The 15,998-nt window shown below is 73.0% G+C and carries 15 protein-coding genes; 14 read left to right on the top strand and 1 reads right to left on the bottom strand.

Features of this window, described 5'->3' with window-relative positions; all coding sequences use genetic code 11:
- Positions 1-11 precede the first annotated feature (11 nt).
- The 14 genes from VM324_16025 to VM324_15960 all read left to right on the top strand — a co-directional run bounded on the left by VM324_16025 (position 12) and on the right by VM324_15960 (position 15,302).
- Positions 12-620, top strand: a complete 609-nt coding sequence (locus tag VM324_16025; GenBank protein ID HVM00798.1) for a hypothetical protein — start codon at positions 12-14, stop codon at positions 618-620.
- Between the two features lie 653 nt (positions 621-1,273).
- A complete protein-coding gene (locus tag VM324_16020; protein HVM00797.1) occupies positions 1,274-1,972 on the top strand; it encodes a hypothetical protein in 699 nt (232 codons plus the stop codon).
- Positions 1,973-2,098: 126 nt separating this feature from the next.
- On the top strand, positions 2,099-2,377 hold the full coding sequence (locus tag VM324_16015; protein ID HVM00796.1) for a WXG100 family type VII secretion target: 279 nt from the start codon (positions 2,099-2,101) through the stop codon (positions 2,375-2,377).
- A 62-nt stretch (positions 2,378-2,439) separates the two neighbouring features.
- Positions 2,440-2,808 carry a hypothetical protein gene (locus VM324_16010; GenBank protein ID HVM00795.1) on the top strand — a complete coding sequence of 123 codons (369 nt, stop codon included), beginning with the start codon at positions 2,440-2,442 and terminating at the stop codon, positions 2,806-2,808.
- Between the two features lie 12 nt (positions 2,809-2,820).
- The gene (locus VM324_16005) at positions 2,821-4,164 is read left to right on the top strand and encodes a hypothetical protein (protein HVM00794.1); all 1,344 of its coding nucleotides are present in this window, start codon (positions 2,821-2,823) and stop codon (positions 4,162-4,164) included.
- A 52-nt stretch (positions 4,165-4,216) separates the two neighbouring features.
- Positions 4,217-4,708 (top strand): hypothetical protein, encoded by a 492-nt coding sequence (locus VM324_16000; GenBank protein ID HVM00793.1) that lies wholly within the window; start codon positions 4,217-4,219, stop codon positions 4,706-4,708.
- Between the two features lie 2 nt (positions 4,709-4,710).
- Positions 4,711-5,187 (top strand): hypothetical protein, encoded by a 477-nt coding sequence (locus tag VM324_15995; GenBank protein ID HVM00792.1) that lies wholly within the window; start codon positions 4,711-4,713, stop codon positions 5,185-5,187.
- A gap of 3 nt (positions 5,188-5,190) precedes the next feature.
- Entirely contained in the window at positions 5,191-5,721 is a 531-nt protein-coding gene (locus VM324_15990; GenBank protein HVM00791.1) for a hypothetical protein, read from the top strand.
- On the top strand, positions 5,718-6,584 hold the full coding sequence (locus VM324_15985) for a hypothetical protein (GenBank protein HVM00790.1): 867 nt from the start codon (positions 5,718-5,720) through the stop codon (positions 6,582-6,584). The genes VM324_15990 and VM324_15985 overlap by 4 nt, the downstream gene beginning before the upstream one ends.
- Positions 6,568-10,827, top strand: a complete 4,260-nt coding sequence (locus tag VM324_15980; protein HVM00789.1) for an FtsK/SpoIIIE domain-containing protein — start codon at positions 6,568-6,570, stop codon at positions 10,825-10,827. Before VM324_15985 ends, VM324_15980 begins: the two co-directional genes overlap by 17 nt.
- A 307-nt stretch (positions 10,828-11,134) precedes the next feature.
- The gene (gene dnaK / locus VM324_15975) at positions 11,135-12,994 is read left to right on the top strand and encodes a molecular chaperone DnaK (GenBank protein ID HVM00788.1); all 1,860 of its coding nucleotides are present in this window, start codon (positions 11,135-11,137) and stop codon (positions 12,992-12,994) included.
- 39 nt (positions 12,995-13,033) lie between these two features.
- Positions 13,034-13,639: a nucleotide exchange factor GrpE gene (locus tag VM324_15970; GenBank protein HVM00787.1), complete on the top strand. Its 606-nt coding sequence runs from the start codon at positions 13,034-13,036 to the stop codon at positions 13,637-13,639.
- A 15-nt stretch (positions 13,640-13,654) separates the two neighbouring features.
- Positions 13,655-14,845, top strand: coding sequence for a molecular chaperone DnaJ (gene dnaJ / locus VM324_15965; GenBank protein HVM00786.1), 1,191 nt, complete (start codon positions 13,655-13,657; stop codon positions 14,843-14,845).
- Between the two features lie 46 nt (positions 14,846-14,891).
- A complete protein-coding gene (locus tag VM324_15960; GenBank protein ID HVM00785.1) occupies positions 14,892-15,302 on the top strand; it encodes a MerR family transcriptional regulator in 411 nt (136 codons plus the stop codon).
- Here VM324_15960 and VM324_15955 read toward each other — a convergent pair.
- A partial coding sequence (locus VM324_15955) for a hypothetical protein (protein ID HVM00784.1) occupies positions 15,272-15,998 on the bottom strand: 727 nt, incomplete at its 5' end. The genes VM324_15960 and VM324_15955 overlap by 31 nt on opposite strands.

Here is a 15,998-nt window from a genome sequence, read left to right as displayed (position 1 = left end):
TCTCGGCGGTCGTGGCACTCGTAGTCGCCCTGGCGTCCTGCCGGGGGGCGCCAGAGCCGGAGGTCGAGTCGCTCGCCACGCCGACGCCCACCGCCACGCCCACCGCCGATCCGTCCCCGGAGGCCACACCCGAGCCTGACCCGCTGGCGATCCCCGACGACCCCGCCGCCATCGACGCCGCCTACCTGCTCGGCGTCCTCAACGCCCTGTTCGCCGCCGAGAGCGACCGCACCCGCCACCAGCTCACGACCCGCAGGCGCGACGACGAATGGCACGCCTGGTTGGCCGCGCTGTTCAACCCGGAGGGTCGCGACTTCCAGATCGGCTTCTTCGACCAGCTCGAACAAAACTGGCATCTCTTCCGCCCCGTCGAGGAGATGGAGGACATCACCGTGGGGGAGATCACGCAGGTGATCAGCGCCGGTCCCGACTGCGTCTTCGTCGAGGCCACGTACCGCAGCGGGGCCATCCTCACGGGCGAGCCCGAGTGGGAGCCCATCCACGTCGGGCTCGTGCCCCACCACGGCGAGGCCGACCCCGCGCGCAACCCCACCCCGTGGTGGTTCGTTCGGCGATCGACCTACGCCGAGGGCGCCGAGCCCGAAAACCCCTGCGTGTGACGTCCCGCGCCCGGGCACTAGCATCGCTCCCATGGAGCCGTGGGTGATGTGGGTCGTCGGCCTGGGTGTGGCAGCGCTGCCGTTCGTGCTCATGGTTGCGTTCCACGGCGCGGACGCCGCCGACAGCCGCGGCCGGCGGACCGATCGGACCTGGCGGGTCCGCAACCCTTCCAGGGGACGCACTCGAAAACATGAGTCGTACACGTCCGGTCGGGATGGCACCGACGTGGGCCGAAGGGGGTCGACGTGCGATGAACCGGGGTGAGCGCTGCGCTCATCGTCGCCCGTGGCCGCCGGGCTGGCGGCGCCGGCCGCCGCCCACGAGCAACTACGAGTGGGCCGGTCCCGCTGCATCATTGTGGAGGACAGCCCCCTGAGACCCATAGTGCTGTTTCTCGTGCACGTTCACCCCGAGGCTGGCACGGCAGGCTACGGTCCATCAGCTGGAGGTAGGGGTATGGCCGAACCGCCCACTAATCGCCCGCCGCGCCGGCTCCCGGAGGCGCCGTGAGCCGTGTGAGTTCGGCGGTGCCCGATCACCTGGCCGCCTACGCGCAAGGCGCAGGCGAGCTCTCCGACGGGATGCGCCGCGACGCCGGGACGCTGGGCGACGCGCTGGACCGCTTGCGCTCCTCCGGCAGCGCGTCGCCAGCGTGCAGGGCTTCTTCGCGCGGGCGGGCGCACGGCTCAGCCGGTTCGAGGCCCGGGCCCAGTTCGGGCGCAACTCCCCCCAGTGGCGCGAGGCCCGCGAGCACGTGCGGGCCACCAAGGAGGTGTTCCGCCAGCGGGTCGCCGCCGCCCAAGGGCGCATCGCCGGCGCGACCAGGCGCATCCACACCGCGACCGGGCGGCTGGGGCGGGTGAGGCGGTTCGCCGGTCCGATCGGCGTCGGGGCCAACGCGTACATCGCCCTGTTCGCGGGCAGCCCCTACGACGGGGCACGAGAGACCATCGACCGTATCGTGGCGGGTGCTACCGCGGTCGCCTCTGCCGGCGTGGTGGCTGTCGCGCCGGTGCTGCTGACCGCGGCGGGGGTCGTGGCGATCGCCGGCACGGTTGCTGGCCGCCACGACCGAGTCGGGCCTGTGGCTGCTGGGCGCGGCGCGGTCCGACGACGGGCGACCGGGCCGGCGTGCCACCCCGGTGTCGCGGGAGATGCTGGCCAGCGTGGCGTTGGCGCTGCTGGGCCAGGTCGGCGACGAGGCCGCGCGGTGAGGGACTGGCCGGTGCGCCCCGACCCGGCGCGGGTGCGCCACGGCGAGGTGCAGGCGGTGCCGTGGTGGCTGGTGGTGGCCGGGGCAGCCAGCCTGGCGGTGGTGTGGCAGGCCGCCCGACCCCCGCGGCGGGACTAGCCGGCCGGCCGCCTAGCGCGCAACAGGGGGGGTTGTGCTCGTGATTGAGATGGTCAATGATGTCGTTTCGTGTCTGTCCACGCAAGACAATAGGCACCCGATACTGACCCAAGATGGGGGTACGCCATGGCCGTGACCGTCAAGTCCACACCGCAAGCCCTGCAAGCCATCCAGCAGATGCAGACCACCATCAACTCCGGCATCCAGGACCAGCTCAACCAGCTACGCGCCCAGGGCGACGTGCTGTCGGACCCAAACAACTGGGACGGACCGCTGGCCAAGCAGTTCCAGGCCTCGTGGCCCGAGACCCACTCGCGGCTGGTGCAGATGAAAGAGGACCTCGAGCAGCTGCGCGTGCAGGTCCAGCGCATCAACGACAACATCATGGCCGCCGGAGGCGTCTAGCCGCACACGGCCAGGGCGGGGGTGACCGGCGGATGCCGGGGTGGCAGCCCAACTGGGCTGACGTGGACTTCGACCACGCCGCGGCGCAGGCGGCGGCAGCCCAGTGCCAGGCAGTCGCCAACCGGCTCGTCTCCGCACGCTCCCGCCGCGGTCAGCTCGCCCGCCTGGCCGCCGAGCGTTGGGAGGGCCGCTACGGCGAGGAGTTCGACCGCGAGGACGCCGCGGTGGACACGCGCACCGAGCGGCTGGTCGTGGCCCTGCGCAACCTGGCGGGCGCGACCGGCGACGCCGCCCGCGCCGCCCGCGCCGAGCAGGACCGCCGCGAGGCCGAACGCGCGCGCTGGCACCGCGAGAAGGCCGCCGCCGACCAGCGTCGCGCCGAGGAGGCCGCAGCCGCGCAGGCCGCGGCCCAACCGACCGGCGGGTCGTAGGAGGAGCCTTCGATGGGACGCACGAGCTCAGCAGTCCCCGAGCACCTGGCCCGCTACGCCGACGGCACCACCGAGCTGAACGACGGCATGGCGGCGGACCAGGGCCCGCTCGCTGACGCGCTGGACCGTTTCCGCAACAGCGGCAGCGAGTACATGCCGGCCGTGCCGGCGTTGGAGCAGGAGCTCGGTTCCCTGGTGCACGCTGCCAGGGCGGTGTCCGAACGGACCCGTGCGGTCGGTCGCGCGTTCGAGCAGGCCGGCGGCTCCCGCGCGGGCAGCCTGGTCAGCGTCGAGGACCAGCGTATCCAGCAGCAGCTCGACGGGGAGAGCGAACCCTCGTTCGGTGAGCGCCTGCGCGACTGGCTGGATCGTTGGACGGCCTGGCCGGAGCGTGTCGTCGAGTTCGTCGACAACCTCGAGAAGTCGCTGGGCGAGGCGCTGCGCCGGGCGTTCAAGATGACCGTGGTCGTGACCACCCAGCTCGTCGACCGGTACCGCGCGCTGCAGGCGACCGTCGCGCGGCTGGGGCGCGTCACCGTCGCCTACCTGCGGACCGCCACCGTCGAGGTATTCCGCCGCACCACGCACTGGGTTCTGGAACCCGCACGGTGGCAGCGGCGGCTGGGCGGATGGCTGGCGCGACTCGGGCGTGTCGCAAGGCCGCTCGGCAACGCGTTCAAGCCCCTCGCCTTCGTGCTCGCCGGCTGGGACCAATGGAACCGCGACGCCCACCGCGCCGACGTGTCCCCGACCGAACGGGTCCTGCGAACCGGGCTGCAAGGTGGCATCCGAGGCGTCTTTGCCCTGGGTATCACTGCCGCAACGGTGGCGATCGCCGGCGGTATCAGCCTGACCGGTGTCGGCCTGCTGGCCGCGCCCGCCATCCTCGCCGGCGGTATCGCGCTCGCGGCCCTGGTCGACGCCGGCCTTGACTGGGTGCTCACCAAGGTGATCGACGACTGGGCGAAGGACCAGATCCGCTGGGTCGCCGACCAGGTCGACGACCTCGGCCGCTGGTTCGGTGACCAGTGGGGCAGCGTCACCGACTGGGCCAGCGACACCTGGAACGACCTCACCACCTGGACCAGCGACACCTGGGACGAGCTCACCACCTGGACCAGCAACACCTGGAACGGCGTCACCGACTGGATCACCGACACCTGGAACGACCTCACCACCTGGACCACCGACACCTGGGACGACCTCACCACCTGGACCAGCGGCACCTGGGAATCCGTCACTGACTGGAGCGGGGGCACGTGGGACGACCTCACCGACTGGAGCGGCGACACGTGGGACGACGTCACCGACTGGACCACCGACACCTGGGCATCCGTCACGGGATGGCGCCCCTGAGCTAGCATCCAGGCACTCATGCGCTGGAGCATCCGACGCCAAGGAGCGCAACGTGCGGATAGGACCGGCGGACTTCGCAGCGGCTGTGCTCGCCACCACGCGGGCGGAACTCGCCGAAGAGGTCGGCTTCCCCCCTGAGCTGATCGCGGTCGGTGGCGCCGTGCTGCTCGTCTGCGGCGTGATGATGTGGGCCGGGCGGTGGCGGCGATGGTTCACCTTCAACCTGCCCAGCAGCGGGGACCTGCCGATCACCGCCTACTACCTCATGTCCGCTCCCTACGTCTGCACCGGGATCGGCTTTCTCCTGGTCGCAACCGGCCTTTACGTCCATCTCCCCGGTGTGGTGTTCGGGGTACTTTTCGTCGCCTGCATCGCCTGCGTCTTCTTCTCCATACTCGAGTGGGTGTTCGTCACGGCGCGCAACCTGGAGAAGCTCTTCGGGCGTCATCCCCACGGCACGCGGGTCACCCGCTTGTTCCTGGTGCCCTGGATCCACCGCTTCCTCGAGGAACACTTCAGCCCCCAGCACCACCGCGTCAGCTGACCGTGGATCTGACACCGGTCGTGCTCACCCCCACGCGGGCGGAGTGGGCCGAGCAGGTCGGCTTCCCCCCTGAGCTGATCGCGGTCGGCGGCGCCGTGCTGGTCGTCTGCGGGGCGATGATGTGGGCCGGGCGTTGGCGGCGGTGGCTCACCGCCAACGTGCCCAGCGCCGGGAGACCGCCGGCGACCGCGTCCGTCCTCCTACCCACCCCGTACGTCTGCATCGGGTTCGGCCTGCTGCTGATCGTGGTCGGGCTCTACCCCCGTCTCTCCAGTCTCGTGAACGCTGCGGTGTCCCTGGCCGGCTTCGGCTGCCTCTTCTTCGCGTTGCTGGGGTACGTGCTCGTCACTCCCCGCAACCTGGAGAGGATCTTCGGGCGCCACCCCGGCGGCACACGCATCACCCGGTTGTTCCTGGTGCCCTGGATCCACCGCTTCCTCGAGGAGCACTTCAGCCCCCACCACCAACGCCTCGGCTGATGCGTGGATGACACAGACGCCCAGGGCCCGACGCCGGCGCCGATGCCGGCCTGGGCGCGCTGGGGTGTGCCGGGAGCGCCGTTCGCGATCGATTACCCCCGCGGGTGGTCGCTGCGGACGCTTCCTGAGCAGCTCGGCGTCATCGTCTCGCAGGTGCCGCCCACACCGGCGCATGCCGACGGCCGTTTCATGAACAGCCTCTCCGCCCTGGTGGAACCCGCCCGAAAGTTCCCTGAGGGAGACCTGGAGGGATTCGTCGCCGGGCAGCTGGCCGGCTTCGAGCTGATCCTGACCGACTTCCGGGTGATCGACCTCAGCGAGACGGTCCTGGACAAGACCGCTGGGATGCGGCTGCTGTCGACAGCCAGGGTCGGGGTGCACGCCATCACGATGGATACCTGGCTTGCCGTGGAGGCGGGCCGGGGGTTCTGCCTGTCCGCGGCCAGCGACGCGCTCGAGCGCCGCGCCATGGTGTCGGTCTGGGAGCAGGTCGCCGGCCGTGTGCTGCTGCGAGCAGACCGGAGCGCAGCGTGAACGCGCACGTCGTCTTCGACGCCGACGACGGTCTCCTGCGCCTGCACCCCGCGGAGCTTGCGGCCCTTCCGGATCTCGCCCGCAACGATCACGGGGGTCCGCGCCACCAGCCGCTGCGGGATGCCTTGGGGGAGGCGGGCGCCTACCAGCCCGGTCTGGGACTCCACCCGATGCTGGCGGACCTCGCCGTCGTCATGGCGGATCACTTCGTGCAGCTCGGTGTGCAGGTGCGCCTCGGCGAGGCGCAGGTGGACGCCAGGGGATGGGTATCAGGTGAGCACGCGGTGCTGGCGGCTCCCCTACCTGACGACCCGATCGGCCCGCCACAGGTCACACTGCTGCATCCCACGGCCGTGCCCGCACAGATCGCGGCGCTCCTCGACGTCTCCTACCGCCCGCCAACGCGGGTGTCCGGACGGATGCACCTGCCGAAGATGGCGCTTGACCACCTGGTGCGCGACACGGGGGAGACCAACCGCTCGACCGCGGTGGAGATCCTTGATGCGCTCGGCGTGACCGACCCGCACTGGCGTGCGGTCGTGTGTGACGCCGCCGCGCACTACCGGGCCCGCTGGACGCTGTGGAGCAGCTGGCCGACCGCGCGTGACACCCTCGAGCATCGGCGCTACCACTTCCTCGACGCCGGGCGTGCGGGGTTCTGGCTCCACGAGCCCGCCGACGCCAGCGACGACGGCGACGTGGTCACGCTGACGCCGTGCCCGCCCCGCCTGGTCTGGCAGGCGATCGAGATGCTCCTGCCCACCGACGACGACCTGCGGGCAGCCGGCGACCGAGGCCCTGACCATGGGTCCGATACTCCCGGTGGCGCAACGGAGGGGGTAGGGCGTGCAGATCGTCTATGAGGGCAACGGCAGGCGTCACGAGCTCGACCTGACCGTCAACGACCCCGACGCGACCGTCGCGGACCTCGTACGCGCGCTCGCTCCCGACGCGGCCGACCGTCTCGAGGGTCTCGTGGTGGGTGGTCGCCTTGCCGGCCTGACCCTGTCGCTGGAGGAAGCCGGCCTCCACGAGGGCGCCGTCGTCACCCTCCCCTGCGTCGAGCCCGCATCCGCCAGCGACCCGGTCGCCATGTTCGAGGTCGTCGGCGGAGTCGACGCCGGTCACCGCTGGCCCCTGACAACCGGCGAGGCCACGGTCGGGCGCCACCCCGACTGCGACGCCGTGCTGACCAGCGACACCGTGTCGGGGCGCCACCTCGCGGTCGAGGTCGATGGCATGCGGGTCGCGGTGCGTGACCTCGGCTCGCACAACGGCACGTGGGTCGACGGCGAGGTCGTCACCGGCGAGCGCGCACTCGACCCGGGCGCGCTGCTGCAGCTCGGCGCCGTGCAGGCGACCGTGCGCGCGCCCCGCGACGACGACCGGCCGCTGGCGGTCGACCCGCGCCGGCACGCCACCCCGGCAGGCACCATCCCGTTCAACCGCCCGCCCCGTTCCGCCCTGCTCGGCCCGCCCCTGGAGATCCACCCGCCGGCGCCGCCCGACAGGGCCGGGCCCAAGGCGCCGTTCAACGTCGCCATGCTGGTCACGCCGATCATCTTCGGCGTGGTGATGGTCATGGTGCTCGGCAGCTGGCTGTTCGCGATGTTCGCGATCCTGACCCCGATGATGGTCGTGGGCAACTGGCTGCAGGGAAAGCGCACGGACAAGCGCAAGGCTCGCGAGGACGCGAAGCGCTTCGCCCGCGAGCTCGCGGCGTTCACCGCTGCGCTCAGCGACGCCCACGCCCATGAGGTGTCACGCCGCCGCGGCGCCTACCCCGACCTCGCCGAGGTCGCCCGCCGGGCCAGCCAACCGAGTACCCACCTGTGGGAGCGGCGTCCGAGCCACGCGGACTTCCTCGCGTTGCGCCTCGGCACGGGCGACGTGCCCTGGCGACCCCCGACACCCGTGGTGGGAGGGCGAGCCGCGCGCGACGCCGTCCCCGAACAGGTCGAGGCCGCGCTGGCCGCTCATGCGGTCCTGCCGCGCTGTCCGGTGGACGTGTCGCTCGCAGACGGCGGCGTCGTCGGCATCGTCGGGGAGCGCACCGCCGCGCTCGCGCTCGCGCGCGCACTGGTCGTGCAGGCCGCCGTGCATCACGGACCCGCGAACCTCCCGGTCGCCGTCCTCGCGTCCGAGGAGCGCGCCGACGATTGGGACTGGGCGAAGTGGCTGCCGCACACGCGCGATCCCGCCGGCGGCACGAGCCGGTTGCTGTCCGGTGACCGCGAGACCAGCGAGGCCCTGCTCGACGCGCTCCTCGCCAGCCACGCCGGCGAGGACCGCGACCGCCCCTCGCGGGGAAGGGGCGAGGGGCTCTCCGAGGACGCCAGCGTGCTGCTGGTCGTCCTCGACGACGAGTCGCTGACCCACGGGCGGCGGGCGCCCGCCCGGTCGGTGCTGCGCGGCAAGGCGGGGCCCGTCGCCGGGATCGTGCTCGCGAGCGCCGAGGACCGCCTGCCCGCGGTGTGCACCGCGGTGGTGCGCCTCGACGACGCCGACGGGCTCGCGTCGCGACACCTGCCGCTGACCGGTGACCACCTCGCCGGGTTCCTGGCCGCGGGCCTGGCCGACGCCGTCGCGCGGGAGACCGCCCGCGCGCTCGCGCGCTTCGAGGACCCCGAGCTGGAGATCGCCGGCGCCGGCCTGCCCCCGGCGGTGCGGCTGCTGCCGCTGCTCGGCCTCGGCGAGCTCTCCGCGGAGGCGGTCGCGGCGCGCTGGAAGGACGGTGGGCGTGCGCCCCCGATCGCCGCGCCCGTGGGCGTCGACGAGGACGGCGTGTTCGTCGTCGACCTCGTCCGTGACGGCCCCCACGGCCTCGTCGCCGGCACGACCGGGTCGGGCAAGAGCGAGCTGCTGCGGTCGCTCGTGGCCGGTCTGGCCACCAACGTCGACCCCGACCACCTCACGTTCGTGCTCGTCGACTACAAGGGCGGAGCCGCCTTCGACCAGTGCGCCCGGCTGCCCCACACCGTCGGCATGGTCACCGACCTCGACGCCCACCTCGGCGAGCGCGCGCTGCGCTGCCTGGAGGCCGAGCTGCACCACCGCGAGAAGGTCCTGCGCGCCGCCGGCGCGCAGGACCTTCTCGCCTACCTCGCCGACCCGTCCAACACCGAACCGATGCCGCGCCTGGTCGTGGTCATCGACGAGTTCGCCACGATGGCCGCCGAGCTGCCGGACTTCATCGACGCGCTGGTCGGGATCGCGCAGCGGGGACGCAGCCTCGGCGTGCACATGATCCTCGCCACACAGCGGCCGTCCGGCGCGGTCAACGAGAACATCAAGGCCAACACCAACCTGCGCGTCGCCCTCCGGGTCCAGGACGCCGCCGACTCCAGCGACGTGATCGGCGTCGGTGACGCGGCGCACATCGCGCGCGGCCAGGCGGGCCGGGCCTACGTGCGTCTCGGCCCAGGTGAGATCGTCCCGATCCAGACCGCGCTGTCGACGGCGGTGACCCGCGCGGACGCGGTGCGCCCGCTCGAGGTGGCCCCCTTCCGCTACGGGCCCGCGCCGGCGCGGCGGGCGGGCGCCGGCGGGCCCGGCGACGATGCGCCGACCGACCTGGAGCGCCTCGTCGACGCGATCCGTGACGCGTTCGCGTCGTCCAGCCTGCGCGAGCCCCGCAAACCGTGGCCCGAGCCGCTGCCCGGCCACGTCGACCTCTACGACGTCGTCGACACCGGCCAGGCCGGGGTCGTGGGATTCGCGCTGGCCGACGACCCCGAGCGCCAGTCGCAGTACCCCGTCGGGTGGCGACCCGCCGACGGCAACCTGATCGTCTACGGCATCCCCGGGGCCGGGACGACGACGGCGCTCGCGAGCATCGCGCTCGCGCTGGCGCGCATCCACCGACCCGACGAGCTGCACCTCTACGCGCTGGACTTCGGGGCGGGCGAGCTCGCGCCGCTCGCCGGGCTGCCGCACACCGGCGCGGTGGTCACCGCCACCGAGCGCGAGCGCCAGCTGCGCCTCGTCCGCCAGCTCGTCGCCGAAGTCGCCCGCCGTCGCGGGCTCGACGCCGCCGCCCGCGCCGCTCAGCCCCGCATCGTCGTGGCGCTGGACGGCTACGCCGCGTTGCGCGCGGACTTCGACAACGACGCCGCGGGCCTGGCCCTCCTCGACGACGTGGCGCGCCTGGTCAGCGACGGGCCGGATCTGCGCCTCAACCTGCTCGTGGGCGCCGACCGCAGCGGGGCGGTGCCCGCAGCGATCGCGTCGCTCGTGCGCCAAAAGCTGCTGCTGCGCCTGGCCGACGCCGCCGACTACAGCATCTTCGGCGTGAAGTCGGCCACCGTGCCCGACCTGCCGCCAGGGCGGGGCATCCTCGCCGACACCGGCCAGCTCGTCCAGGTCGCTCGCCCGCCGGGCGGCGACCTCGCCGGCGCGGTCGCCCGGGTCGCCGCCGCCGCGCCCGAGCCCGAGCGGCCCCCCGCACCGGTCGGCGCGCTGCCGACCCGCGTCGACGTCGCCACGATCGCCGCCGCCGCCCGACTCGACACCGCACCGTGGCGGCTGCCGCTCGGCATCGGCGAGCAGACGCTGGCGCCCGCCTGCCTCGAGCTCTATCCCGGTGAGCACGGCCTGGTCGCCGGGCCAGCGCGTTCGGGACGCACGACCGTGCTGCGGACCATCGCCCGGGTGGCCAAGCAGGCCCGACCCGGGATCACCGTCATCGGCGTGTCCGGGCCGCGGTCCCACCTCGACCAGAGCCCCCACCTGGACGCCCACGGCACCCCCGCGCAGGCCGTGGAGCTGCTCACCGGCGTCGGCGACGACGACCGTCCGCACCTCGTCCTGATCGACGACGCCGAGCTCGTGGACGACAGCCCGGCGCTGAGCGCGCTGATGTCCTCACAGCGCCCCGGCCTGCACGTGGTCGCCGCCGCGCGCGCGGACGCGCTGCGCACCCTGTTCTCCCACTGGACCAAGACCCTGCGCGCCGCCAAGGTCGGGGTGCTGCTCGTGCCCGACGTCGACCTCGACGGCGACCTGCTCGGCGCCCGCCTGCCGCGACAGGCGCCGGCCGCGATCACCGTGGGTCGCGGCTACCTCGTGTCGGGCGGCCACGTCGAGCTCGTCCAGGCCGCCCGGTGACCTGATGAACTCCTGGACGCTGTGGCTGGTGGGGCTGGGCGTGGCCGTGCTGCCGCTGGTGCTCATGGTCGCGTTCAACGGTGCGGACCGGGCCGATAGCCGCGGCCGGCGAACGAACCGCACGTGGCGAGTGACTTGCTCGTCGCTGAGTGCGCACACACCTTCTGGGGCCGAATAACCTGCGCGCATAACGCTCAGGCATGTTGCTGCTGCCATGTGCAGCATGTACCCTGTGGCCAAGCAGCAGGCACGAGCGACGACGTCGCACACTCGAGGACGCCCCCGCGGGCGTGGAGGTGGCAACACGATGGCCAGAGCAGTCGGCATCGACCTCGGCACGACGAACTCGGCGGTCGCCGTGCTGGAAGGTGGCGAACCCACCGTCATCACGAACGCCGAAGGCGCGCGGACGACCCCGTCGGTGGTCGGCTTCTCCAAGTCCGGCGAGGTCCTCGTCGGCGAGGTCGCCAAGCGCCAGGCGGTCACGAACCCTGACCGCACCGTCCAGTCGGTGAAGCGCCACATGGGCACCGACTGGAAGTTCGACGTGGACGGCAAGCACTACACCGCCCAGGAGATCAGCGCGCGCATCCTCATGAAGCTCAAGCGCGACGCCGAGGCCTACCTCGGCGAGGAGGTCACGCAGGCGGTCATCACCGTGCCGGCCTACTTCGACGACGCGCAGCGCCAGGCGACGAAGGAGGCGGGGCAGATCGCGGGCCTCGAGGTCCTGCGCATCGTCAACGAGCCCACGGCGGCGGCGCTGGCCTACGGCCTCGACAAGGAGGCCGAGCAGACCGTGCTCGTCTACGACCTCGGCGGGGGCACCTACGACGTGTCGGTGCTCGAGATCGCCGAGGGCGTGTTCGACGTGAAGTCCACCTCGGGCGACACGCACCTCGGTGGCGACGACTGGGACCAGAAGGTCATCGAGTGGCTCGTCACCCAGTTCAAGAACAAGCACGGCGTCGACCTGTCGAAGGACAAGATGGCGCTCCAGCGCCTCAAGGAGGCCGCGGAGAAGGCGAAGAAGGAGCTGTCCTCCACGACGGAGACCTCCGTCAACCTGCCGTTCATCACCGCCACGAGCGAGGGCCCGCTGCACCTCGAGGAGACCCTCAGCCGCGCGCAGTTCAACCAGATGTCCGCGGACCTGCTCGAGCGGACGAAGGGCCCGTTCCACGCGGCCATCAAGGACGCGGGCATCACCACCGACGACATCGACCACGTGATCCTCGTCGGCGGCTCGACCCGCATGCCCGCCGTGGTGGACCTCGTGAAGGACCTCACCGGCGGCAAGGAGCCGCACAAGGGCGTCAACCCCGACGAGGTCGTCGCGGTGGGTGCCGCGCTGCAGGCGGGCGTCCTCAAGGGCGACGTCAAGGACGTGCTCCTGCTCGACGTCACGCCGCTGTCCCTCGGCATCGAGACGAAGGGCGGCGTCATGACGAAGCTCATCGAGCGCAACACGACCATCCCGACGCGCAAGTCGGAGGTGTTCACCACCGCCGACGACAACCAGCCGCAGGTGGAGATCCACGTGCTGCAGGGCGAGCGGGAGATGGCCGCCTACAACAAGACGCTCGGCAAGTTCCAGCTCGTCGACATCCCGCCCGCGCCGCGCGGCGTGCCGCAGATCGAGGTCACCTTCGACATCGACGCGAACGGCATCGTGCACGTGTCCGCCAAGGACCGCGCCACGGGCAAGGAGCAGTCGATGACCATCACCGGCCAGACCGCGATGCCGAAGGAGGACATCGAGCGGATGGTCAAGGACGCGGAGGCCTACGCGGAGGAGGACCGTCGCCGCAAGGAGGAGGCGGACGCCCGCAACGAGGCGGACAACCTGCTCTACCAGACCGAGAAGCTCGTGCGCGACAGCGGTGAGCAGATCTCCGCGGAGCACAAGGCCCGCCTCGAGGAGGCGCAGGGCAAGGTGCGCCAGGCGGTGGAGGGTGATGACGTCGCGGCCATCCGCAGCGCCACCGAGGCGCTCATGCGGGTGAGCCAGGAGGTCGGCCAGGCGCTGTACGCCGCCGGTGCCGCAGGGCAGACGGGTCAGCCGGGCGGTCAGTCGACCGCGGGCGGGTCCGCCACGCCGGGTGCCGAGGACGAGGGGATCGTCGACGCCGAGGTCGTCGACGAGGGCGACGAGGGCGCGGCCTAGCGCCATCGGCCCGCGGACGGACGCACGAATCGAGGCGCGATGACCGACCCCCAGGAGGTCCGACAGGGCGAGGCCGCCGACGCGGCGGCCTCGCCGCCCCTGTCCGCCGACGACGCGGCGGCGCGGGCGGCGAGCGAGGTGGAGGGACCCCGGCCCGCGGACAGCCCGTCCCGGGAGGAGCTGCTCGCCGCGCTCGCCGACACGGAGCGGGAACGCGACGAGTTCGTCGACTACCTGCGCCGCGAGCGAGCGGAGTTCGAGAACTACCGCAAGCGCTCCGCCCGCGAGCGCCTCGAGACGCTCGATCGCGGGGCGGAGCAGCTCGCCGGCTCACTGCTCGGCGTGCTCGACAACTTCGCCCTCGCGCTCGACGCCGCCGAGTCCAGCCCCGACGAGGCGCTGGCCAAGGGCGTACAGATGGTCCACACCGAGCTGCTCGCCGCGCTCACGAACGCCGGACTGGAGGAGATCCCCGGGGTCGGCCTGCCGTTCGACCCCGAGCAGCACGAGGCGCTCATGCAGGTCGACGCCGCCGGGGAGCTCGGTCGCGAGGTGGACGAGCCGGTCGTCGCCGAGGTGCTGCGCCGCGGGTACCGCTTCAAGGGCCGGGTGCTGCGTCCGGCGTCGGTGAAGGTCGCGCGGTAGGTAGGAGGATCCGGGATGGCCCAGCGCGACTACTTCGAGAAGGACTACTACGCGACGCTCGGCGTGTCCAAGGACGCCACGCAGGCCGAGATCAGCAAGGCCTACCGCAAGCTCGCCCGGGAGCTGCACCCCGACGCGCGGCCTGACGACCCCCGGGCGGAGAGCCGGTTCAAGGAGGTCAGCGAGGCGCACTCGGTCCTGTCCAACCCCGACAAGCGCAAGGAGTACGACGAGGTCCGCGAGATGGTCGGGTCCGGCGCCTTCTTCCAGGGCGGACGCGGCGACTTCCCCGGCGGTGGTTTCCCCGGCGGTGGTTTCCCCGGGGGTGACAGCTCCCAGGTCTTCGACCTCGGCGACCTCCTCGGCGGGCTGTTCGGCCAGGGTGGGGCGCCGGGGGGCAGCCCGTTCGCCGGCACGCGCACGACCCGGCGGGGCACCGGTCCCCAGCGCGGGCGCGACGTGGAGACGGACCTCCGGCTGTCGTTCGGCGACGCCATGGCCGGCGTGACGACCACCCTGCGGGTCACCGGCCAGGCGAGCTGCTCGACCTGCTTCGGGTCGGGGGCGAGACCCGGCACGAGCCCCGTGCAGTGCCCGACGTGCAACGGCACGGGCTCCGTCACCCAGGACCAGGGGCTGTTCGGGTTCTCCGAGCCTTGCCCCTCGTGCCACGGGCGTGGCGTGCAGATCCCCGACCCTTGTCCGACGTGTCGTGGCAGCGGCGTGGAGCAGCGGGTGCGCGACATCCGGGCGCGGATCCCCGCCGGAGTCCGCGACGGCGCGCGCATCCGGCTGAAGGGCAGGGGCGAGGCGGGCCTGCACGGGGGACCCCCGGGCGACCTCTACGTGCGTGTCCACGTCGAGTCCGATCCGCTGTTCGGGCGTCAGGGCGACAACCTCACCCTGCGCGTGCCGATCACCTTCGCCGAAGCCGCGCTCGGCACGAAGCTGCGCGTGCCCACCCTCGAGGGGCCGGTCACCCTGCGGATCCCGGCCGGCACGGAGTCCGGCCGGACGTTCCGGGTGAAGGGGCGAGGCGTCCCGAAGTCCGGTGGCGGGCGGGGTGACCTGCTCGTGACCGTCGACGTCGTCGTGCCGCGCAAGCTCACCCGGACCCAGCGCAAGCTCCTCGAGGAGTTCGCGGAGACCGAGGACGCCGGTGTGCGCGACCACCTCGAGGCCGCGATGAGCACGGGGGTCGGGTGATGAGCGCCGACGATAGGGGGCTCCTCTACGGACGGAGCGTGGCGTGATGTCGGACGACGGGCACGCCGTCTACATCATCTCGGTGGCCGCCGAGCTCGCGGGCGTGCACCCGCAGACGCTTCGGACCTACGAGCGCAAGGGCCTCATCGAGCCGGAGCGGACCGCCGGTGGAACGCGCCGGTACTCCCAGCGCGACGTCGACCGGGTCCGCCTCATCCAGGAGCTGACCCGGGGCGAGGGGGTGAACCTCGCCGGGGTGCTGCGCATCCTCGAGCTCCAGGACCGCCTCGAGCTCGCCGAACGCCGCCTGCTGCGCGCCCGCGCCGAGGCGGAACGGGTCCGGGAGGAAGCCCGTCGCGCCGTCCGCCGGGCCGCCCAGCGCTCCGGCGCCGAGCTCACGCTCTACCGACCGACGGCGATCGAGCGCTACCCGCGGCCGTCCCGGCGTTCGGGCTGACGGGGGGACGCCGACGCGGCCGCCGGACGGCGCCGTCGCGCGGCGATCTGCCCCGCGCAGCCCGCCCCGCTCAGCACGAGCAGGGCAAGGCCGCTGGCGAGCATCCAGTCGGCCGTGTGGGGACCTGCCGGCACGCCGTCCGCTGCGGTCCCGTCTGCCGGCGCGGAGGTACGCGCCCGGGCGCGAGAGGAGGGCAGCCCGGGCAGGGAGGCCTCCGGCGGGGCGATCTGCGGTGCGAGGGCGACGTCGCGCTCCTGCGGGGAGATCCCCCACGCTCGTCGCTCGGCGACCAACGGGCGCGGGGCCGGCGCCGTCGCGTCGAGGCTTGCCGGGCGCGGCGCGACGCCTCCGGCGGCGAGCGCCTCGCCAGGCCCGACGCCGTGGACGCCCGGGGCCTCCACGAGGCTCGGCGCGCCACCGCTCGCAACGACCCGCCCGCCCTGCCGACCACCGTCCTGCCCACCGCCACCGGCCGGCGCAGCGCCGCCGCGCGGCGCCGTGTCGGCGCGTCCGGCGGGCCCGGGGAGCACCGCTCCCTCGTCGGGTTCGGCGGCCGTCACGGGTTCGGGCTCGGGTTCCGGCTCTGGCTCGCGTGCTGACTTCCGCTCGGGTGCCGGCGCCGGCTCAGGGCCCTGCCCGGGTCCCGCATGGGCGCCCGGCGCGGGCTCGGCGGCGGGCGCCCATGCGGGACCCGGG

This window comes from Egibacteraceae bacterium, assembly GCA_035540635.1.
Taxonomy (GTDB): domain Bacteria; phylum Actinomycetota; class Nitriliruptoria; order Euzebyales; family Egibacteraceae; genus DATLGH01.
Note: the sequence above shows the minus strand (reverse complement) of the source record. Positions and strands in the feature narration are given on the sequence as shown.